Raw genomic sequence first — 20,628 nt, forward strand, 5'->3', positions numbered from 1 at the left:
CCAGAGATGGGGAGACATAAGGCTGCCGGGACTCACGCCCCGACAACCCTACTGGAGGAGAGATTATTTTTTCGGACCGCCGGTCGGTGCCGGGAAGTTTCCGTCGGTATGCAGCAGTTTACTGTAGGAATCCGGCTCAACAAGACCGTCGGATTCATACACAATTTTGAACTGACCGTTTTTCAGAATTTCACCCACATACACCGGTTTATAGGTGTGCTGATTACTTTCATGAAATTTCTTTTTACCTCCGGGCGCGTCAAATTCGAGCCCGTAAAGTGCTTCGCGAACCGCATCCACATCGGTGGTTCCCGCTTTTTCGCAGCCCATGGCCCAGGCTTTAACCCCGAAATACGCCGCTTCGATCGGATCATCGGTCACACGGTCTTTACCGCCGGGCAGGTTGTTTTCCGCGCAGTATGCTTTGAAGGCTTTCACGAATGCTTTGTTTTCCGGTGTTTTAATGCTCTGGAAATAGTTCCAGGCGGCCAGATGGCCTACCAGCGGCTGAACATCCATTGCGCGCAACTCATCTTCTGCAACCGAAAAGGCCATAATCGGGCAGAGTTCCGAAGTCAGACCCTGGTTGGCAAATTCCTTATAGAATGGAACATTGCTGTCCCCATTGATCGTAGACAATACACAGGCATCGCCGGAGGCGCCGAACTTTTTGATATTTGCAACAATCGTCTGATAATCCTGGTGATGAAACGGAGTGTATTCTTCGTATATATTTTCGTCCGGTACGCCGACGCTTTTCAGATAGGCTTTCAGCACTTTATTGGCCGTACGCGGAAACACATAATCGGTGCCCAGCAGATAAAATTTGGTGCAGCCCATTTCCTTCATCATATATTCCGCCGCCGGAACCAGCTGCTGATTCGGAGATGCACCGGTATAGAATACATTCAGTGATTGTTCCTCGCCCTCGTACTGCACCGGATAAAACAGCAGTTCATTATATTCCTCAAAAACCGGAAGGCACGATTTACGACTGACTGATGTCCAGCAGCCGAAGGTTACCGCCACCTTTTCCTTGGTGATCAACTCTTTCGCCTTTTCATTGAACAGCGGCCAGTCCGATGCCGGATCAACCACCACGGCCTCCACTTTTTTTCCGAGAACACCGCCGGAGGCATTCAATTCCTCCACCGCCATCAGCACGACATCTTTAAGCGATGTTTCAGAAATCGCCATCGTGCCACTGAGCGAATGAAGCACACCGACTTTAATCGTCTCTTCAGCCTGGGCATCAGTCGCCGCACCAAAGCCGGCCATCGCAAGGACGGAGGCCGCAATGAAATATTTCCTGTTCATAAGTATCTCCTGCTTCTGGGTTAGGTTCAATCTTCAGCAAATAGTGCATCCGAGCCTGACCCTTTCGCAGATGACGTGCCACCAGAAGGTTATAAAATATGTATAAAATTATCATCTAAATCATAAATACCTTTTAAACAAGAAGTTAAGAAAAATGAAAAACACTTTCTATCCTATCGGAGCAGCGGTAATCCTACTCTTATATATTACATATATGTTTTATATCTATACATATGATTCATATATGTATTTACATTTATACAGCAACTCTTCCCGCGCGTTCCATCGGTCTCTCTTTCAGAAAAAAAGATAAAGAAACAATAATTATCCGGGGCACCCGTTTAATGAACACGAGCAATAAACAATTCAACCCCAGGAGATAAAAATGAATAACAAGGTATGGCAGACAGCAGGACTCATGATGGCACTCTTTGGTGCAGCCTATGTTGCAGAAGCACAGCGCCCCGGCGGACAGCGTCCGAACTTTGAAGAAATGCTGAAAAAATATGACGCCGACGGCGACGGACAACTTAGTGAAACCGAACGCGAAACCATGCGCAGTGAAATGCGCCAGCGCGGCGGTCAACGCGGAGAACGCGGAGAGCGCCCGAACTTCGAAGAAATGCTGAAAAAATATGACGCCGATGGCGACGGAAAGCTCAATGAAACCGAACGTGAAACCATGCGCAGCGAAATGCGTCAGCGCGGCGGTCAAGGGCGCCGAGGTCCTGGCGGCACTGCCGCAATGCTGAAAAAATATGATACCGACGGAAGCGGCGAACTGTCGGCGGCTGAACTCGAAAAACTGATGGAAGACCAGAAGTCCAATCCGGATGCCAAAGCAGAAAACGGACGTCCCGACCGCGGACAGGATCGCCAACGTGGTCCGCGGATGAACCGCGAAGAAGCCATGGCAAAATATGACACCGACGGCGATGGAAAACTCAGCGAAACCGAACGTGAAGCCATGCGGAATGATATGCGGAAAAACCGCAACTAAGCATTCCTTCAGAAAAGGCGGCTTCGGCCGCTGCCAGCACTCAGATTCTATTTTCTGAGTGCTTTTTTGTGCTGTAAACAGAATGACAATCAGCAATGCATGACTGCTGTCGCCGCCCTTTTTATATCCGGTAATAACCTCTACCGCGACCGGTTCCGGTTTGAAGAAGAGTTCCTGGAAGAGGAATTCGAATTTCTGCTGTTCGATGAATTCCGGTCCGACGACTGATTTCTCTGACCCCCGGGCTGAAAACCGCCTGCAATCCGTTCCGCCAGCCGGGCCCGTTGTTCAGGCGACATGGATTCCACCATGGAACGCATCTGCTGAAAAGCCTGTGCCCGCTGCTGCATGGAAGAGTTCTGCGGAGCTTTCCGTGCGGTATTTTTTGAATTGTTCGCTGTTTTCGATCCTCCCTGCTCGGTTACCGTCAGTAAACCCTGACCATAGCCCGCTTCCGCACTGTCCTTGACATGTTTGGAAGGGGTATAATCCACCAGATAGGTTTCCACCTCACCGGTGATGATGTGTTCTACTATCACACCCTCGAAAGTAATCTCCTTGATATCCCACTCGCTGAGAAAATCAACAATCGGTTTGCGCACATCCCGCGGATCCGTAATCCGGCTGATGACGGAATCCACGTCTCCTTTCCAGACCCGAAGATTGGCTTCTGGACGGTATTTAAGCGAAAAAACCGCACTGCTTTCATCACCGACATAAACCCCTTTCACCAGCAGATCGGGAAAGGTGTTCTGTCCGGTCGCTTTACGTTCTTTCACAAACAGGTGTTTTTCAACCACCTCCTCCATCGTAGGCAGATCGTTTCCGGGGTCCAGGTTTTCCGGAACCCGGACATCGTAAGCGGTTTCTCCATCCATCGATAAATCAATATCCAGCGGAGCACGTGCGGAAATGACAACCGCCACCGCACCGGCGGTACAGAGAATGCCCAGTCCGGGGATCATAAAACGGGTATATTTCAAATTCATTTTTCACCTCCGGCCTGACAGATAATCTGGATGGACATACGCAGCGACAGACGGGGTTCTGCAGTATCCGTGCTCGGACCACGCCGCCGTCGGCGGGTCCGCCTTTCGGACAATGAAAAATCCTGCACAAGAATCAGCGGTCGATAGGTTTCCAGACGGTGTATGAATTTCAGAATTTCCGGATAACGGCCCTCCCCCTTCAACTCCAGATTCAACTGATTGGCTGCAGCCCCCACTGAAGAACGTCCCGCAGTGGTTTCCAGTTCAAGATCGGGTCCGAGTTCGTTCAGCAGTTTAATCATGGCGGTCTGTGTGAGAATCCGGTTTTCAATCGGAGGAAAAAGCAGATCATCCGCTTCGCTCAATGCACTTTTCAGCTGCTCATGCTCTTCCTCGATCGCCCAGGCATCCAGCTCAAGCAGATACAGTTCTTCCAGCAGTGCCGCTTCATCCTGAAGCATTTCAAACTGTTCTTCACGAAACGCGGCGGCTTTTTTACCGGCCGGATACAGCACAAGTCCGAACAGCAGCACCCCGCTCCCGGCCAGTACATACAGCCGCTCTCTGCGCGACAATTTTGCCAAAGGATTTTTCATATTTTTATCTCCTTAAACTCACGCTGAGTTCAAATTCGTGATACTCCCCCTCTTTTCTGCCGATATCGGAGGTATTGAGCGTATCAACAAACGGCAGAGCCAGAACCCGTTCCGGCAGGCGGTCCGGCTCTTTCGAATAGCCTTTCAGCGTCAGCTGATCTTCACGATAGGACAGTCCGTTTAAATAGGTATCTTCAGGCAAGACTTCGGAAACAGCCTTCAGCATTTCCATGGTACTCGTACGGGATTCACGGATCCGTTCCAGCTGCACCAGCTGCTTGCGAAACGTGCGGTTGAGATTCCGCATTTCCTGAATTTCAGCTGTGGCGCGGTTCATTTCCTGAATCTCTTTGGCCACCTTTCTGCGCTGCAGCCAGGGCGCCCCGGACCGAAGGGCATAAGCGGTCAGCAATTCAGCCGTCAGCAGAATACAGAGCGCTGAAATCACCAGCGTACGCCGGCTGATCGGTACTTTCCGTTTTTTATCTTCAATCAGATTAAGTGTGCCATCAGGAACCACCGAGGCAGCCAACAGCACTTCAGCAAGGGAAGGCTGTTCTTCCGATAAGGCTGCAGCTTCGGCTTCCGGAATATCCAGCGGCTGAACCTGAAGACCAAATGCCGTACCCAGTTCATCCTCCGCTTCCGGCAGCGGTTCCGGTCCGGCAGTCAGAATGCGGCTGATACCTTCATCGCCCAGCCAGTTCTTATTTCGGGCCGCCATCTGCCGCGCAGCAGCAACCAGGCGTTGCGGGCTGAATCCCGGTACCGAACGCGGAATACACTGCGAATCCTGCAGAATATCCTGCCCGTACAGCCCCAGTTCAATATGGTCCGCATCCGCCAGAACCAGCAGCGTCGGAACCGTTGAAAGAGCAGGAGAAATCACAGAACTGAATGCAAGCGCCTCATCAATCGGAACGCCGGCCCGCTCAAACTGAGTCACAAGTTCGCATACCTCACCGCGCCGCGCCGCCGTGAGATTGAGCACCACCTGCTGTCCGTCGGGCGTATCAGCTGAAGACCAGCCCATCAGCCGTTCCTCCTCTGCCAGAGGAATATGACGCACCGCTTCAAAACGGATCATATTTTCAAGTTCATCCCGGGCGGCGGCCGGATAACGCAATGTGCGCTGAATAACAGCATTCCGAGGAATACACAGCATCACACGCGCAGGTGTTTTTTCCTCAGTGCTTATCCGTTCAGCAAGGGCTTCAAACAGTTTTTCATCCCGCGGAAACCGTTCAATAAACCGAATCTGTATGCCGAGCATACTGCGGTCGACAAATACGGCATCTACCGTTCGATCTCCGAACAGAATACACATCGTTGTTTTTGCACTCATAACCTGTTGTCCTCACTGACTGATCTAAATATCTTCCTCTTCCGGAACACCGTACGTAAGAATACGGTCAATCATCTCACCGGAGGCATTCTCCATCATATCCTCCAGTTCATAGCCCGCGTTATCGCCCTCACCCAACCTGAGCTTCACCAGAATGAAACGGCGTGGGAAAAAGGAGATTTCTTCCGGTTCCTCTTCAGAAACAATATCTTCGTCTTCATCCGACGATGCCGGAACATAGCCCTGGGCAATCAGATAGAGCGTATCGGGAAGTACGTTTATCTGTTCATATTCGAGCTCCTCTTCCTCATTCGTATCCACATCTTCCGGATAGGTGCCCTGCAGCACATACTGCGCGGAAGCCCTTCCCTCGGGACTGTTATCGCCAACCAGATACCACTGCAATCCGCCGCCCCGGATCATACCATCCTCAATACGGACGGAATGCCCTCTGCCATAAAACAGCTCCGGCGTTATCCCATAAACAAGCATCAGCTCTTCCGGAGAATCCAGCGGCCCGTTTTTTACATGGCGGGGATTATCCAATGCCTGATAATCGTCCTCCTCCATTCCGTTGGCGCGCGTGTTGCTGTCAGTGTCCGTCCAGTCGATAATACGGTCAACGAGCTCGCTGCGTTCAGTGCCCTCCTCCATATCGCAGGCAATTTCAAAAAGACGATGCCAGCCATTCTGTCCCAATTCATTCGGATCCAGGGCGGAAGGCTTATAGACCAACTGATATGAAAGCACACCGCGACCCAGTGCATACCCGGAACGGTAGGCCTGCAGCTCCTCAATGGCTGTTTCATAATCTTCGGTACCGGAAATCAGATAAGCATCTCCATATCCGTTGGCATAGAGTCTCGCATTATCCTGACCGATCTCCAACCGGGCCAGTGCCAGCGCACTGCGACAAAGCTGGGCATTGACCGCCTCCTCATAATTGCTGCCTGCCGCCTTCAGTTCGACATTCATATCCGAGCCGAAGTTCGCCACCAGCAGTGCCAGCACCACGGCCACTGAAAGAACAATAAGAAGTGCAGAACCCTCTTTCGGTTTTTCCGGCGACCTGAAATCAACCGATCTCAGCGTTCGGTTTTCAAAAAATGGACGTTTCAGTCTCATATACCTTTTCTTCGAATGCTGTAATCAAAACAGAGGGTTTCCCGCTCCATCTTCGGAAGTTTGATTTCCATCTCCACATAATCCGGCAGTTCAAGCGCGTAATCGCCTTCGATATCCTCCGCCTCCAGCTCAACTGGTTCGGGTTCACCGGTCATCCCCTCTTCATCCAGCTGCCAATGACGGAAAATGATGGCCTCCGCTTTTTCGATCAATTCAACCTCCTGCGTTGGCAGCTGTGCATCATCAGTAAACATCGCATTGTCGCCCCAGTCCTCACCCACCGGATTATCAATGCCCTGCAGAAAAGAAACATCGGTCAGCCAGAGACTTTGATATCCCGTTTCTTCATCGGTCCGCACCTCCAGTACAATCCAGTGCATATAGCCATCACGCTCTGTACCGAGAAAAGGACGCTCCAGACAGAATCCGACGGCGGTCTCCTCACCTCGGTAGCGGTAATCGCCCTCCGCTGAATCATACGAACCGTCCTCTTCAAGCATGGATTTTTCCTCCTGCGTAAGCTGCAGGGCCCGGGCATCGCGCAGCGCACCGCCCAGCACCAGTTCCAGCGATCGCATCCGGGTCAGATTATCCAGCGAAGCGATTCCCTGATCCACCGAATCACTGGCATTCCGCAGCACTCCGGCAATGGATCCACATAAAATACCCATCACCGCAAGCGCAACCAGAAGCTCCATCAAAGTAAAACCTTCACGGGCACCGCCTGAAAACCGTCCAGGGCTGAAAAACCGGAAACCGGAAACCGGAAACGTTTCACTCCTTTTCCGCGATCCTTCCGGCCGGTGACGATCTGTTTCTGCCATAACGATATCAGCCCGGTTTTTATTCATCTTCAAAAAGCTCTATTCCATTCAGCTTCACCTTATGCACCGCCTCGCCTTCGGCATCTTCACTCCAGGAAACAACCACCTCCATTTCGCAAGGCACCAGGGCATCGGTCTGACTCTCATCATCGCCATCCATCCCCGGCAGCGTATCCACATCCCTCTCCTCCACAGTAATCCGCCAGGAAAAACGCCCCTCTTCACCGCCGGACTCCGAATCGGGCACATAGGTTAAACGGCGCAATGCATTCATCTCCCGCGAGGCAATCCGAACCGCCATTGCATGATCTTCTGTATAACTGATATCTCTGAGGTTGTAGCCCAGCGCCGTCAGCATCCCCGTTACACCAACGGCAAAAACAACCAATGCAACCAATACTTCAAGCAGGCTGAATCCGTTACAGTCCCCTCGAAAATCATCCGGCTCTCTGGAAAACCTGTTCATGGAATCCGAGACCTTTTACTTTCAGATATCAGATGAACCACTTTCGGCCGGCCGGTGAGAATATCTGCGGAAATACTGAGCCGAATATCGTCATAAATCAGTGTAATACCGCCCCCGTTGCTTCCCCCGAAATGGGTAAAGGAAACGGCCGGCGGATCACTGCTTTCAACGGTTTCCGGATATGGATTTTCAGTCTGGAACCCGGATTCCTCCGTTTTTTCATCCGTCTGAATCTGATCCGCTGTGAAAGATTCGATTTCATAATCTTCACCAAACGCCACCACCTTTTCAAAAATACCGGTGCTGATTTCCGGAGCCTGAAAAAAGGAATTCTCCGTTTCCACCGTCTGGAAACGGCGTGCTTCAACCATACGTATCTCCCGGGTCTCGGAATCAATACGAAGATCAACCTTCACCTTACGGTTTATCGCCGCCATCCGGGCTTCCGTCATCAGCTGCATAATGTTGCGCCCTTCCTTGCGAAGCACATGTTTCGGTGAAGTCATGGCATCGATCGTCGGAATACTGATGGTGGTGATCACGATAACAATCGCCAGCACCACCAGCAGTTCCAGCATGGTAAAACCGGATTTAACATACCGAAGGTCTGAAGGCCTCAAGTCCAAAACCGAAGAGCAGACGAACGTTCTTTTATTCTCCTTTAACTGGCCTCTGACATACGGCATTTCAACCTGCTTAACGTTAATCCAGATTAGACAGATCCTGATCGAACTTCCCTTCTCCTCCTTCTGCCCCATCGGCTCCGTATGAAATAATTTCAAACGGTTCACCATCCGGACCCGGTGCGGTATAAATATAGTCATTGCCCCAGGCATCCTGAAGATGACGCTCTTTTTTCAGATATTTCGGGCCCCAGCTTCCATCGTCATCCTCCGGAGCTGTAATCAGTACTGACAGTCCTTCCTCCTCGGTCGGATACCGGCCCATATCCAGCTTAAAGCGTTCGAGCGCATTTTCCAGCGTAGTAAACGATGCCCGCACCGCCTTGACTCTAGCCTTGTCCTCCTGGCCTGAAAAATTCTGCACCGCAATCGTACCGATCACCATCAGAATCACCAGTACCACCAGCAGTTCCACCAGTGTAAAACCGGATCGGCTCTCTTTCTTTTTCTTCTGATTCATCATGTTCTGTCTCCTGTTCATTCAAATGCCGCATTTCAAAAGAGGGATCAACCGGCCGAAGTACTCATCGCCATAATCCCCTGCATCATGCCGATCACAATAAAACCGACCACCACGGCAAGAATCACAATAAAAGCCGGTTCAAGCACACTGACAAACCGTTCGGTGCTGGCCGTGACTTTTTCTTCATAACGTTCCGCCACTTTATCGAGCATCGTTCCGAGCTCGCCGGAATCCTCGCCCATGGAAATCATACGGGCAGCCAGTTCCGGAAAAAGCGGATCATTCTGCAGAACCGGTCCCATCGGTTTACCGCCCTGAACGTTTTCATACACCGAACGCATCAGTTTACGCAGTGCCGCATTTCCCAGCGTTCCGCCTGTAATCGAAATCGCCTGAAGAATCGGAACCTGACCTTCCAGTAATGCGGAAAGCATACGGCAGAAACGGCTTGTTTCAGCTTCGGCCAGCAGGTTTCCGAGAATTTTAACCTTCAGCAGTTTTGTACCCCAGGCCACTTTGCCCTCTTCAGTCCGCGTCCAGAATTTAAAACCGGCCGCAGCCAGAACTAGAAGCAGCGGACCCAGCCACCAGTACTGAATACTGAAATCACTGACAGCGATCAGCGCACGGGTGGAAGCAGGCAGCAGCTGACCGGTACCTTCAAAAAGTGAAGTCAGTTTAGGAATCACCACCATCATCATGACGGCCACAACCACAATCCCCATCATTAAAAGCAGCGCGGGATAAATCATGGCAGTAACCACTTTTGAACGCAGTTTCTGCCAACGTTCAAGCAAGGCCGCAATACGCCGCATAATGAGATCAAGCGATCCGGAAGCTTCGCCGCCACGCACCATATTGGAATAAAAACGCTCAAACACTTTTGGATGTCGTGCAAGCGCATCAGCAAAGGAGGCTCCGCCGGTGACATCTTTCCAGACTTCTGTCAGCACTTCTTTAAAACGTTCGTGCGAGCAGAGATCAGCCTGGGTTTTAAGCGCCTGCTCAAGTGGAATTTTCGCATCCAGCAGGGCCGAAGTCTCCGACGAAAATTCCATCAGCTGCTGTGTGGTAATCCGCCCGTTCAACGATTTCGAAGCCGATGAAAAACCGTCGGCGGAAACACTGTCGACAATATTGAGCACCACCAGCCCCTTCTGCTGAAGCTGCTGTACCGCCCGGGTTTCGGACGGAGCTTCAATGAAACCGGTCCGCGTTTCCCCGCCGGAGGTAATGGCTTTATATGAGAATTTTTTCATGATCCGTTGAACCGCTAAGCATCGAAATCAACCGGCTTTCATCCCCACACCAATCCGTCCTGTGACGGAGAACCCGTTTTATTATGCCCATTGAGTAACCCTCCTCACTTCCTCAACAGTACTCACGCCATCCATCATGGCCTGCCAGCCGCATTCACGCAGCAGTTTGGTGCCGGAGCGGCGGGAAAGTTCGCGGATCGGCCCGGCTTCGGGCGATTTCTGGATCAGTTCGCGCATTTCATCGTTCACGGTCATCAGCTCATAAAGTCCCACGCGACCATAAAATCCGGTTCCGTCGCAGACTTCGCAGCCTTTGCCTCGGTAAAGCCGGTATTCCGGAAGAACCGCTTCCGGAAAATCGGAAAGCTGTTTACCGCTGATGGTATAGGATTCAGCACAATGTGGACAGATGCGTCGGCAAAGCCGCTGAGCGAGTGACCCGGTGAGGGCTGAAGCAATCAGATAGCTTTCAACTCCCATATCAGCCAAGCGGGCAATGGAACCGGCGGCATCGTTTGTATGTAATGTGGAAAGCACCATATGACCGGTGAGTGAAGCCTGAATGGCGATATCCGCGGTTTCAGCATCACGAATTTCTCCAACCATGATAATGTCGGGATCCTGCCGGACAATAGAACGCAAACCGTTCGCAAAGGTCATTCCGATTTTGGGATTCATCTGAATCTGATTAATACCGCCGAGGCGGATTTCGACCGGATCCTCAATTGTGATGATCTTTACTTTTTCACTGTTCAGATGAGTAAGCGCTGTGTGCAGTGTGGTGGTTTTACCACTGCCGGTCGGCCCCGTAACCAGAATGAATCCCTGCGGCTGTTCCACCATTTTTGTGAAGAGCTTTTCTTCTCGTTCAGGCATCCCCAGACTGGAAAAATTGAGTTCCACCTGCTGCTGATTCAGCAGACGAATAACAATATTCTCCCCGTAAATCGTGGGTGTAGTGGCTACACGCATATCCAGATCATGCCCCTGAATCTGCATTTTAATCCGTCCGTCCTGGGGAATCCGGCGTTCAGCAATATCCAGTTTAGCCAGCAGTTTCATGCGTGAAATAACTGCGGCATGGTGCTTCTTATCGATTGATTCCGCTTCGTGAAGCACCCCGTCAACGCGATAGCGGACACGCAGATTATATTCCCCCACTTCAACATGAATATCCGACGCGCGTTTTTCAACCGCCTGAGTGATGATCAGATTCACCATCCGGACCACCGGCGCCTCCAGGGCAAGGTCGCGCAGATGCTCCTCTTCATCCCCCCAGTCACCGGCTTCAAACACCTCGGCATCCTGCATCATGGTACCAAGATTATTGGCGGCAAAATCCTCCACCCGAGCTAGTGCAGCATTCATTTCGGGAGTCGGAATCAGAAAAACCTGGAGTTCCCGGCCTTTATACAAACGGGCCGCTTCTATGGTCGACCAGTCGGTGGGATCGTCGGTGACCGCAATCAGTTTTTCATCATCCAGAACGAACAGCAGCCGATGCTCAACCATAAACGGATAAGGAAGATCCTCTTCGAGACAGACATGATCCGCGGGTTTACCCATTCCGCAGACCGGTACATCATACTGCTCGGAAAGCGCCCGGATAAGTTCCTGTGGCTGGAGATCACCGTTTTCAACCAGAATTTCTCCAAGCCGCGGAGTCCCTCCCCCTTCATGCTGTTTGCGGAGCGCGGCCTGAACGGCATCGCGGTTAACGGCGCCGTGTGCCACCAGAATATCGCCGATCTGACGATAAGCCATTATTCCGACTCCTTCTCTGTTTCCCCGGTTAAATCGGCATGTTCCATTTCAGATGGATCATCACTGAGATTGTACAATGTGCGAATATCCTTTTCGTCCATGGCCCCGAGGATTTTATGTTTGAACTCCTCAGTCAGCAAATCGGTTTCCTCACGGGTATCAACCACCCGCGGAGTCAGAATCATCAGAATTTCAGAACCCACTTTCGCGGTTTTGGTGCGACCGAAAACCCAGCCGATCAGCGGAAGCCGGCTGAGAAACGGAATACCGGTACGAACCTGCTGATCCGTCCGCTCAATCAATCCGCCGAGAATAAGGGTCTGGCCATCTTCAACCTGAAGATTGGAACGGATTTCACGGGTATAGAACGTGGGAGCATCATCATCCTCAGAATCCGCATCAAGCGAACGAACGGTCTGCTCGATATCCAGAGTGACCATACGGTAATCGTCAATTTTCGGTGTTACCGTGAGCGTGATTTTGGCATCACGATAATCATAGGAATAGTTTTCCGTACCGGAATCCGTGACACTGCTCTGTTCAATCGGAACCTCTTTACCGAAAGAGACTTCAGCTTCCATACCGTCACGGGTGAGTACCGTCGGTGAGGAGAGCACCTGCAGACGATCGTCATCCTGAGCAGCGTGAATTAACGCCATGGCTTTTTCATTGGCATTCAGAAGATACGTCAGACCATCGGATGCCTCGGACAATGCCGTGGAACCTGAAGTGATTTCGTTCAGCTCCAGACCGGCGGTCTGGGCTGCAGAATGGGAATGGTCTCCGGACCCGAGAACCGCCCATTCTATACCGAGATCCAGCGATTCGTCCAAAGTAACCTCCACCAGTACAGTTTCAATCAGTACCTGACGGCGAGAGCGGTCGAGTTCCTCGATGGTTTTGGCAATTTCCTTATGCATGCTGGCCGGAGCATTCACAATAAGGGTATTGGTGTCTTCATCGGAAAGAATGATCACCTCTTCATCCACCGTTATCCCCGCCGCATCGCCGCCGGGAGTCGATGGTGTATTTTTTGGTGCCGGCTGAGCGGAAGAAGCCTGGTTGTTATTTTTTTTCGCGTTGTTCGTTTTGTTGTCATTCGATGCATTCGCATTTTTGGTTACCGTTTTACCCAGTTCCTCTTCCTTCTGCTGTGCCTGGGTGTACAGACTGGAATAGAGATCATCCAGCGTTGCACCAATGGTCTCCGCCTCCACCACTTTGAGGCGGTAGATTTTAGTGACACGCTCATTGGTTCCATCAGCCCGGTCAAGCATCTGAACCCAGCGCTCTATTTCCGGAACCATCGCCTGGGTTGCATTATGTGCAACCACCATATTCAGCCGGGCAATAGCAAAAAACTGAACCGCGGAACCATCATATCCGGTGCGGCGGTAGAATATATTTGATAGCTCTTCCGCCACATCCGAAGCATCCGCATTTTCCAATACATACTGGACCAGGACAGAAGTGGGTACATCGACAATTTTCAGCAGATCCTGCATCTGCTGGAGCCAGGCCTGTGTACCGAGCGCAATCAGAACATTGGAATTGTCCATACCGAAAATCCGCTGCGGCTTGCCGGTAAAATTATTCAGAAAAGTCTGGGCGCTGGAAGCATCAATATTTTCAAGCTCAATAACCCCGATAATCGGTTTTCCATCCGGATAATCGGTTTCCTCACCGGCCCTGATAATCGGACGCAGGTCAGAAGGGGAAAAAACCCAAACGCGTCCGCGTTCTATGCGCTGAACCCCGGCGGTTTCCAGAATGGCATCAAACATTTCCAGTTTATCCGCCCGTTCCCATTCTGTGACATTCCCCGCCCGGATACTGACCTCCTGGGTCACGTTAACCGACGGCGAAATAATGAATTCCATACCTAAATCGCGGCAGAGAATCTCAATACAGTCTTTAAGCGTGATATTCTCCCAGTTGACGGCCACCTGCGATCCGGCGGTTTCCCGGGTCACACTGCTGCTGAGCTGCGGATTCGGTCCACTGTCGGTATTTGAGGAATTAACGGTTGAACCGCCCGGTGCAGCTGAACGCATTCCATCACCGGACATTCCGCCGAATCCCCCGGGACGCCGCCGCTGCTGTCCCTCCTGCTGCTCCTGAGCAGAAGCTACCGGAAGAATCCCGGTCAGAAGTACCCCTGTCAATACAACCAAAACGCCCTGTTTACCCTGCATGCTCTCATCCCTGTACTGGTTACCGGCCCATGTCTTTATGTGATGTTTCCAAACATCCCCCTAAAGACAGATCCACAACACAGATGATGCGGATCATCCATCAAAACAAAAAAAAAGACGGAAACAGGTTCCGTCTTATTGCAGTTTATTTCAGAATTTAAACCAATCAGTTGATCGTGATGGGTTTTCCGGTTTTCAGCATCTGTGGATTTTCCGGCTGATACGGTTTGATGAAAGCCTCGTGAAAATCATAGCCGTTCATGAAATCCTCAATGGAGTCCTCGTCGGTTTTTCCCAGCAAACCGGCATCCACCAGATTAAAAACAATATTGCCGAAATCGACACATTCATGAATCCCCCACTCCGACAGCACCCGTTTAGTAACCGGGCCGTATTCTTTCAGGGCATATTCCCGCATTCCTTCCAGCAGTTCCTGACCGGAAACATGGCGGGGTTTATCCAGTTTTTTCACGGTGTGATCCAGACCTTCCCGTACAAACATATAAGCCTGCACCGTATAACGCTTATCTTTAGCGAGAATCGGCTTCAATAATTCATGTAGACTAGGATTGTTCATAATTAAAGCTGTTGACGCAGTTTATCGGCCAGATCATTCATTTCATTCAAATCTTCATATTTCCCGGCATTCCAGTTCCAGTGATGCCCGTCATTCTCAAACCGCGGAATGACATGTACATGTATATGCTCGACCTCCTGTCCTGAAGCTTTACCGTTATTCTGCATGATATTGACCCCGTCCGCACCCAGTCCGTTCATCTGCGCTTCGGCAATTTTTTTAGCCGTAATGTGCAGTTTGGCCAGCACATCATCCGGCGTTTCCGTAACAGGATCATAGTGCTTTTTCGGAATCACCAGCGCATGTCCTTTGATAATCGGCCCGATATCCATGAAAACAAGAATTTCCTCATCTTCCCAGATCACCGTAGCCGGTATCTCTTTTTTAACAATTTTACAGAAAATACAATCACTCATGATTCTGCTCCGTTTTTTCAACCTTTTCAGGCTGCGGATCCAATGGCGGAGAAGGCCTGCGGTTGTTCAAATACAAATAACGCGCACCGATCCCTAGAATAAACAGCACACATATTACAAGAATATATAGTTTTTCCTGATTACTGATCCAGAACGCGGCCTGGAATGGACTGGGCTTTTTGTCTGACATGCGGGAAATGTAGCAGACCTTCGGACGATTTCTATTTCAAAACACCAAAGACCGGCCCTTCCATTATTTCCACTGCCGATCAATCTTTCTTTGCGGAATCCGTTTTCCATAAAACCGGTAAAAAAAAGGCGCCGACCGGAAAAGAGTCAGCGCCTTAAGTATGGGGAAGGAATGTATTACGGAACCGGAGACGTCTCTGGGGAACGTGATCGGTCTTCTCGTTTTTCATAGCCCGGAACCGGCGGCTTGCCATCGCGACGGCCATGTTCTTTCCAGCGGTTCCGCGCCTTATTCATAAACTGCCGGAATTTTTCTTTGCCCAGAATCCGCTCCATCTGAATCCGGTTTCGCGCCAGAATCTTCATCTGTTCCGCCTGCGCAGCGGTAACTTTATCAATCGCACGGAAGATTTCATCCTGAGGCGCGCTTTCCTCCTCCAGTTTCTTCAGCTTTTTCTTTTTATCTTCAATATTCAGATACGCCGCCCGCATCTGTTCTTTCATCTGATTCTGCAGCTCGGTTATTTCCAGCTTCTGCTCCTCGGTAACCCCGATTTCCCGCAACGTCTTTTCCAGCATCTGAAGCCGCCGCTCATTCATTTTTTCGCGTTCCTCGGCTGTCAGTTCCCGTCGTTCACCGCGACGTCCATTGCGGTCATGGCCGTTTTTACCGTATTCATAACGCTCATCCACCGCATCACGCGGCGGCTTATTGCTCTGACTCAACGCCGGCAGCACCAGCAAAACTGCACTGAATATCATTATCTTTTTCTTCATGGTATAACCTCCGGAACGAGTGTTCGGGTGTATAACGCAAAGTAGCAGGCTGCTATTGCCTACAAAAGTTCAAACTTTTTCGGGCAGGACGCCAGAAAACGAAATCCATCCTCAGTAACCACCACGGTATCTTCAATCCGGACACCGCCGAGACCGGGATAATACAGGCCCGGCTCAATCGTGATTACATTTCCGACTTCCAGAATTTCCCCCGACTTTCCAACCCGTGGACTTTCATGAATATCCAGCCCCACTCCATGACCGGTGCCATGGATAAAACCGACATGCCTCCCCTCTTTTTCCTCAGTCTGAAAACCGCGTTGTTCAAAAATTTCACAGCAGTTCCGGTGAATTTCATCCGCACAAATCCCCGGTTTCACCATCTTCAGGGCCGACAACTGCGCCGCCTTCACCGCATTATACAGCTTTTTAAGCTCCGGAAAAGCCGGACCGCGGCAGACCGTGCGTGTAATGTCGCCCCAATAGCCTGTTTTTTCGGAACGTGGAAAAATATCAAGAATGATCGACTGCCCGGCAAAAAGCGGACCGCTTCCTCGCTCGTGCGGATCGGTGCCCTGGTCGCCGCCGGCGACGATGGTTTCAACGCCCGAACAGTCATAATCGATCAGCGTTTTATGAATCAGCTGCCGGACCCTTTCCGAAGTCAGCTTTTCTCTTCCCTTATAAAGGACCCCGTTTTTACCGATTCGCGAAGATCCGATCAGTTCAATCCCCGCTTTCATGGCAGCCACAGCAGCGCGCTGACTTTTCCGGAGTTTGGAAATTTCGGCGGCGGTTTTGACCTTCCGCTCAGGACAGACCGGTTTCTTTTCAACGGAAATCCGAATCCCCTTTTTTTCCAGCGTCTTAAAAAGACCCACCGGAAAATCGGCCGGAACCCGGAGCCGGCGTACACCGGCCTGTTTCATCAGCGCCGGAATCTGTTCGGAAAAATCCCACGCTTTTTTTCCGGAGAGCCCGAGATCCTGCGGCGTGAAAACCTGTGTACCGGGAGTGGACTGACTGCATGCCCGCCCTTTTTCCATCGGCGAAACACAGAGCAGTCCGCCGGTGGCGGTTTTCAGATAAAGAAACGCATCCGGTGCTGTAAATCCGCTTAAATAGTGAATATTTGTGGTACTCGGGAATGATCCTGAGCATAAAATCAGACCTGTTAATTTATTCATCCGGGCACAACCTCCTTGAAAATGAAGCCTTATAAAACCTCCATGAATTGGAGGTACATTTTTGTTCTAACATTTCACCAACAATATGACAGCTATCTTGTGGTTGGTGCAGTTGTATCATCCACATTTTGTGGTTCCATTTTTTTTAGAGCTAAATATATCCAGAAAACTTGAGCTTAGGATCAGCTTACACTACCTTCCAATATTGCGTTACGTATCTGCGGAACAAGGGGAAGTATCTGCCTGTTAATAACTTGTCAATAACTGCAGGCAACCTGTTAAAGGGAAAGATTTAAATAAAAAATGAACAGAGATAGCTCAAAAATATGGGAAGAAGCCTGTAAACAGCTCAAAGGCATTCTTTCCGGCGATATTTATGATCGATGGATTGCGGTCATCCAATGTCTGGATATCAACGGACGGACTATGCGTCTTGCAGTGGCCAATGATTTTTATAAGGACTGGCTGGAGGAAAACTATTTTCCAATGATCCGCAAAGCCGTCATGGTGGTCAGCGGCGAAGAAATGGATATCTCGCTGGAAGTCGACTCCACGGCATTCGACAGTGCAAGAGAGGAAGCTTCCGCACCGGAACCGGCCAGCTCTCTCTCGATTCCCAATCCATTTGAAAAGAAAAAGACGAATCACAACCTGAATCCGAACTATACGTTTGATTCCTATGTGGTCGGTTCCGCCAACCAGTTTGCCCACGCGGCAGCCATGGCGGCGGCCAACTCTCCGTCACGAACCTATAACCCGCTCTTTATCTACGGCGGCGTCGGACTGGGAAAAACCCACCTGATGCAGGCCATCGGTAATCACATTATTTCCAAAAAGCCGCGCGCTAAAGTCTGCTACATCACCTGCGAAACCTTCACCAACGAATATATTGAAGCCCTGCAGAACAACAACGTGTCCAACTTCCGTAAAAAATACCGGAAAATCGACATGCTGATGATCGACGATATTCAGTTCCTTGATGGAAAACAGCGTCTGCAGGAGGAATTCTTTCACACCTTCAACACCCTTTTTGAAAGTCATAAGCAGATTGTGCTGACTTCGGACCGTACACCGAGCGAAATGGCCGGACTGGCACCGCGCCTGATTTCCCGTTTTGAATGGGGACTCGTCACAGAACTCGGAAAACCGGATGTGGAAACCCGAACCGCAATTCTGCGTAAAAAGGCCGAACTCCTGAACCTGAATATCGATCATGAACTGCTGGATTATCTGGCACAGCGTGTTTCCTCCAACGTACGGAGCCTTGAAGGCGCTCTGATTCGTGTGGCTACCTTTATGTCGCTCACCAATCAGAAGGTGGATATCCAGAAAGTGGAGGAACTCCTCCACGACCTGCTCGACAAAGAATCCGCGGCCGCGATCAGTGTGGATCTCATCCAGCGTACTGTTGCAGAACATTTTGACCTGCGTCCCCAGGATCTGACCAGTAAAAAACGTTCGAAGGATATCGCCTGGCCGCGCCAGATTGCGATGCATCTTTCGCGTACCATGACTTCACAGTCATTCCCGGTCATCGGCGAGCAGTTCAGCCGCAATCATGCGACGATTCTCTATGCCCACGATCAGGTATCCGAAAAAGCCAAAGACGACCGAGGCCTCCAGCAGACCCTCTCCATCCTGAAGGATAAGATCAATAAAAACGCTTCCAAGGCACTCAGCTGATCTTCTGTTTTTACTCCTGATATTACGTCTCTACGCCGCCTTCGTATCCGGAAGGCGGCCTTTTTTATGCATATTTCCGGAGCCTTGCACGCTTCTGTTCAGAAAATACGTGCGGCTCCATCCACTCTATAAACGACGGGAAAGGGTCTGTAAAAAGAAGAGAACGGCCTGACATACCTACCCGCAACAGATGGAACAGAACGGTTTCTGCAATACCGATTTTCCGGCTCGATCCCCTGCTTTCGTTCTCTTCAGCGACGGTTTCCGGGGCCTCACTTCTCCCCCGCGCCCCCTCTACTAATATTCCTGCTTCCTTTGGTTGGAAAATGCGGCGGTTTCAGGCATTCTTTTTACATTATTCGAATCCCGTTCGGAGTTCATGAGAAGCGTCGGGAAACGCTAACGGCCTGTTAATGAAAACTGAATAACCTGTGGAGTATCTGATGATGAGTTTAACAACTCGGTGTTGTGCACAGAACGCTCAGGTTATACCCAGTTTATCAACAGGGTTGTTATGTTTTTCAAACTTTTACTGGTGACGGGGTTACGAAAAATAAGTAGGTTTTCAGGCGGTTGTTCACAGACCATATTAATAGTGATTTTTATAAAATAGATATACTTATATTACAGGAGGCTTGTTAATGAAGTTCAGCATCGAGAAGGATCAGATTCTGGAAGCGCTGCAGAAGGTGCAATCGATCGTAGGTCAGCGCACCACGCTGCCGATTCTTTCCAATGTGCTGCTTGAGGCAAGCCACGGAAAACTCACCCTCACAACAACGGACATGGAGGTGAGTGTGCGCACCAGTATTGAGGCGGACATTGATGAAGATGGAGCCACTACCCTGCCGGCACGCCGTTTTTTCAGCATCTGCCGCGATCTTCCGAGTCATCAGGTGGATATCGGAGTGAGTAACGATGATGTGGCTACCATTCTTTCCGGTTCTTACAATTGTAAGCTGGAGGGGCTTTCGAAAGATGATTTTCCGCCGATGCCCACATTTGAAGAGAGTTTCTCCTACACGCTGCAGCAGGATACGCTGAAGGATATCCTGCAGAAAACCTCCTATGCGGCCAGTACGGATGAATCTCGTGCTATTCTGAACGGTTCTCTGATGGCTTTCCGGGACAGTAAGCTGACGGTGGTCTGTACCGACGGCCGCCGTCTGGCCCTGGTTGAACAGGAAATCGATATGCCGGACGATGCGGAAACCGATATTGTGGTTCCGACCAAAGCGGTTAATGAGCTGATCAAAACGCTGGGCGATGAAGGCGAAGCTCATATTAAAATGTCCTCCACGCAGGTGGCTTTTGAATTCGGTAATATCTTCATTATCTCTAAACTGGTGGATGGAACATACCCGAATTACCGCCAGGTGATTCCGTCGCAATGCGAGGAGCGCATCGCGATCGACCGTGAAATGCTGCAGAGTGCAGTGCGTCGTGTTTCGCTGATGCTGGACGATCAGGCGGCTTCGGTGAAAATCCAGATCACGGAAAACCGTATGGAATTGATGACCTCTTCTCCGGAGATCGGCGAATCGCGGGAAGCGGTTCCGGTGAAATATTCCGGAAAAGATATCACGATTGCATTTAATCCGGCCTTTCTGATGGCCCCGTTGAAACATCTGGATTCCGATGAAATCTATCTTGAGCTTTCCGATGAACTCAGCCCGGGCGTGATTAAAACGAATGTTCCGTTCCTTTATGTGATCATGCCGATCCGCGTGAGCTGAGTCCGGATGTGAGATGGAAATGAAAAAAGGACGGCAT

General features: G+C 50.6%; 19 protein-coding genes. 3 read left to right on the plus strand and 16 right to left on the minus strand.

The window, feature by feature from the left end; genetic code table 11:
- Positions 1-63: 63 nt before the first annotated feature.
- Positions 64-1,317 carry an urea ABC transporter substrate-binding protein gene (gene urtA, locus EGM51_14605; protein QBG48572.1) on the minus strand — a complete coding sequence of 418 codons (1,254 nt, stop codon included), beginning with the start codon at positions 1,315-1,317 and terminating at the stop codon, positions 64-66.
- 385 nt (positions 1,318-1,702) lie between these two features.
- Here urtA and EGM51_14610 point away from each other — a divergent pair, with 385 nt between their 5' ends.
- Positions 1,703-2,317, plus strand: a complete 615-nt coding sequence (locus EGM51_14610) for a hypothetical protein (GenBank protein ID QBG48573.1) — start codon at positions 1,703-1,705, stop codon at positions 2,315-2,317.
- Between the two features lie 140 nt (positions 2,318-2,457).
- Here EGM51_14610 and EGM51_14615 read toward each other — a convergent pair whose 3' ends face one another.
- From EGM51_14615 to EGM51_14685, 15 genes are all read right to left on the minus strand, one after another.
- Positions 2,458-3,306 carry a hypothetical protein gene (locus tag EGM51_14615; GenBank protein ID QBG48574.1) on the minus strand — a complete coding sequence of 283 codons (849 nt, stop codon included), beginning with the start codon at positions 3,304-3,306 and terminating at the stop codon, positions 2,458-2,460.
- Positions 3,303-3,902: a hypothetical protein gene (locus tag EGM51_14620; protein QBG48575.1), complete on the minus strand. Its 600-nt coding sequence runs from the start codon at positions 3,900-3,902 to the stop codon at positions 3,303-3,305. Before EGM51_14620 ends, EGM51_14615 begins: the two co-directional genes overlap by 4 nt.
- Positions 3,903-3,906: 4 nt before the next feature.
- The gene (locus EGM51_14625) at positions 3,907-5,247 is read right to left on the minus strand and encodes a hypothetical protein (protein ID QBG48576.1); all 1,341 of its coding nucleotides are present in this window, start codon (positions 5,245-5,247) and stop codon (positions 3,907-3,909) included.
- A gap of 24 nt (positions 5,248-5,271) precedes the next feature.
- Positions 5,272-6,372: a hypothetical protein gene (locus EGM51_14630; GenBank protein QBG48577.1), complete on the minus strand. Its 1,101-nt coding sequence runs from the start codon at positions 6,370-6,372 to the stop codon at positions 5,272-5,274.
- A complete protein-coding gene (locus tag EGM51_14635; GenBank protein ID QBG48578.1) occupies positions 6,369-7,229 on the minus strand; it encodes a type II secretion system protein in 861 nt (286 codons plus the stop codon). The genes EGM51_14630 and EGM51_14635 overlap by 4 nt, the downstream gene beginning before the upstream one ends.
- Positions 7,216-7,662 carry a prepilin-type N-terminal cleavage/methylation domain-containing protein gene (locus EGM51_14640; protein ID QBG48579.1) on the minus strand — a complete coding sequence of 149 codons (447 nt, stop codon included), beginning with the start codon at positions 7,660-7,662 and terminating at the stop codon, positions 7,216-7,218. Before EGM51_14640 ends, EGM51_14635 begins: the two co-directional genes overlap by 14 nt.
- Positions 7,659-8,486 carry a prepilin-type N-terminal cleavage/methylation domain-containing protein gene (locus tag EGM51_14645; protein ID QBG48580.1) on the minus strand — a complete coding sequence of 276 codons (828 nt, stop codon included), beginning with the start codon at positions 8,484-8,486 and terminating at the stop codon, positions 7,659-7,661. The genes EGM51_14640 and EGM51_14645 overlap by 4 nt, the downstream gene beginning before the upstream one ends.
- Positions 8,365-8,808 carry a type II secretion system protein GspG gene (gspG, locus tag EGM51_14650; GenBank protein ID QBG48581.1) on the minus strand — a complete coding sequence of 148 codons (444 nt, stop codon included), beginning with the start codon at positions 8,806-8,808 and terminating at the stop codon, positions 8,365-8,367. Before gspG ends, EGM51_14645 begins: the two co-directional genes overlap by 122 nt.
- A 44-nt stretch (positions 8,809-8,852) precedes the next feature.
- Positions 8,853-10,067 (minus strand): hypothetical protein, encoded by a 1,215-nt coding sequence (locus EGM51_14655; GenBank protein ID QBG48582.1) that lies wholly within the window; start codon positions 10,065-10,067, stop codon positions 8,853-8,855.
- Between the two features lie 81 nt (positions 10,068-10,148).
- Positions 10,149-11,831 carry a type II secretion system protein GspE gene (locus tag EGM51_14660; GenBank protein QBG48583.1) on the minus strand — a complete coding sequence of 561 codons (1,683 nt, stop codon included), beginning with the start codon at positions 11,829-11,831 and terminating at the stop codon, positions 10,149-10,151.
- Positions 11,831-14,026, minus strand: coding sequence for a hypothetical protein (locus tag EGM51_14665; protein ID QBG48584.1), 2,196 nt, complete (start codon positions 14,024-14,026; stop codon positions 11,831-11,833). The genes EGM51_14660 and EGM51_14665 overlap by 1 nt, the downstream gene beginning before the upstream one ends.
- A 166-nt stretch (positions 14,027-14,192) precedes the next feature.
- Positions 14,193-14,603 carry a hypothetical protein gene (locus tag EGM51_14670; protein ID QBG48585.1) on the minus strand — a complete coding sequence of 137 codons (411 nt, stop codon included), beginning with the start codon at positions 14,601-14,603 and terminating at the stop codon, positions 14,193-14,195.
- Between the two features lie 2 nt (positions 14,604-14,605).
- Positions 14,606-15,019, minus strand: coding sequence for an HIT family protein (locus tag EGM51_14675; GenBank protein ID QBG48586.1), 414 nt, complete (start codon positions 15,017-15,019; stop codon positions 14,606-14,608).
- 366 nt (positions 15,020-15,385) lie between these two features.
- A complete protein-coding gene (locus tag EGM51_14680) occupies positions 15,386-15,985 on the minus strand; it encodes a hypothetical protein (protein ID QBG48587.1) in 600 nt (199 codons plus the stop codon).
- A gap of 59 nt (positions 15,986-16,044) precedes the next feature.
- Entirely contained in the window at positions 16,045-17,172 is a 1,128-nt protein-coding gene (locus EGM51_14685) for an aminopeptidase P family protein (protein QBG48588.1), read from the minus strand.
- Positions 17,173-17,475: 303 nt separating this feature from the next.
- On the opposite strand from EGM51_14685, the gene dnaA reads away from it, so the two are divergent.
- Both dnaA and dnaN read left to right on the plus strand, forming a co-directional pair.
- Positions 17,476-18,855: a chromosomal replication initiator protein DnaA gene (dnaA, locus tag EGM51_14690; GenBank protein QBG48589.1), complete on the plus strand. Its 1,380-nt coding sequence runs from the start codon at positions 17,476-17,478 to the stop codon at positions 18,853-18,855.
- A gap of 641 nt (positions 18,856-19,496) precedes the next feature.
- Complete coding sequence (gene dnaN, locus EGM51_14695; protein QBG48590.1) at positions 19,497-20,591, plus strand: DNA polymerase III subunit beta; 1,095 nt, start codon at positions 19,497-19,499, stop codon at positions 20,589-20,591.
- Positions 20,592-20,628 lie beyond the last annotated feature (37 nt).

Source organism: Verrucomicrobia bacterium S94 (genome assembly GCA_004299845.1).
In the GTDB taxonomy this organism is placed as follows: Bacteria; Verrucomicrobiota; Kiritimatiellia; order Kiritimatiellales; family Pontiellaceae; genus Pontiella.

Excerpts from the sequence above, each read along its gene's own strand:
- urtA (QBG48572.1), bottom strand. The coding sequence starts at position 1,317 with ATGAACAGGAAATATTTCATTGCGGCCTCCGTCCTTGCGATGGCCGGC.
- EGM51_14610 (QBG48573.1), top strand. The coding sequence starts at position 1,703 with ATGAATAACAAGGTATGGCAGACAGCAGGACTCATGATGGCACTCTTT.
- EGM51_14615 (QBG48574.1), bottom strand. The coding sequence starts at position 3,306 with ATGAATTTGAAATATACCCGTTTTATGATCCCCGGACTGGGCATTCTC.
- EGM51_14620 (QBG48575.1), bottom strand. The coding sequence starts at position 3,902 with ATGAAAAATCCTTTGGCAAAATTGTCGCGCAGAGAGCGGCTGTATGTA.
- EGM51_14625 (QBG48576.1), bottom strand. The coding sequence starts at position 5,247 with ATGAGTGCAAAAACAACGATGTGTATTCTGTTCGGAGATCGAACGGTA.
- EGM51_14630 (QBG48577.1), bottom strand. The coding sequence starts at position 6,372 with ATGAGACTGAAACGTCCATTTTTTGAAAACCGAACGCTGAGATCGGTT.
- EGM51_14640 (QBG48579.1), bottom strand. The coding sequence starts at position 7,662 with ATGAACAGGTTTTCCAGAGAGCCGGATGATTTTCGAGGGGACTGTAAC.
- EGM51_14645 (QBG48580.1), bottom strand. The coding sequence starts at position 8,486 with ATGACTATATTTATACCGCACCGGGTCCGGATGGTGAACCGTTTGAAA.
- gspG (QBG48581.1), bottom strand. The coding sequence starts at position 8,808 with ATGATGAATCAGAAGAAAAAGAAAGAGAGCCGATCCGGTTTTACACTG.
- EGM51_14655 (QBG48582.1), bottom strand. The coding sequence starts at position 10,067 with ATGAAAAAATTCTCATATAAAGCCATTACCTCCGGCGGGGAAACGCGG.
- EGM51_14660 (QBG48583.1), bottom strand. The coding sequence starts at position 11,831 with ATGGCTTATCGTCAGATCGGCGATATTCTGGTGGCACACGGCGCCGTT.
- EGM51_14665 (QBG48584.1), bottom strand. The coding sequence starts at position 14,026 with ATGCAGGGTAAACAGGGCGTTTTGGTTGTATTGACAGGGGTACTTCTG.
- EGM51_14670 (QBG48585.1), bottom strand. The coding sequence starts at position 14,603 with ATGAACAATCCTAGTCTACATGAATTATTGAAGCCGATTCTCGCTAAA.
- EGM51_14675 (QBG48586.1), bottom strand. The coding sequence starts at position 15,019 with ATGAGTGATTGTATTTTCTGTAAAATTGTTAAAAAAGAGATACCGGCT.
- EGM51_14680 (QBG48587.1), bottom strand. The coding sequence starts at position 15,985 with ATGAAGAAAAAGATAATGATATTCAGTGCAGTTTTGCTGGTGCTGCCG.
- EGM51_14685 (QBG48588.1), bottom strand. The coding sequence starts at position 17,172 with ATGAATAAATTAACAGGTCTGATTTTATGCTCAGGATCATTCCCGAGT.
- dnaA (QBG48589.1), top strand. The coding sequence starts at position 17,476 with ATGAACAGAGATAGCTCAAAAATATGGGAAGAAGCCTGTAAACAGCTC.
- dnaN (QBG48590.1), top strand. The coding sequence starts at position 19,497 with ATGAAGTTCAGCATCGAGAAGGATCAGATTCTGGAAGCGCTGCAGAAG.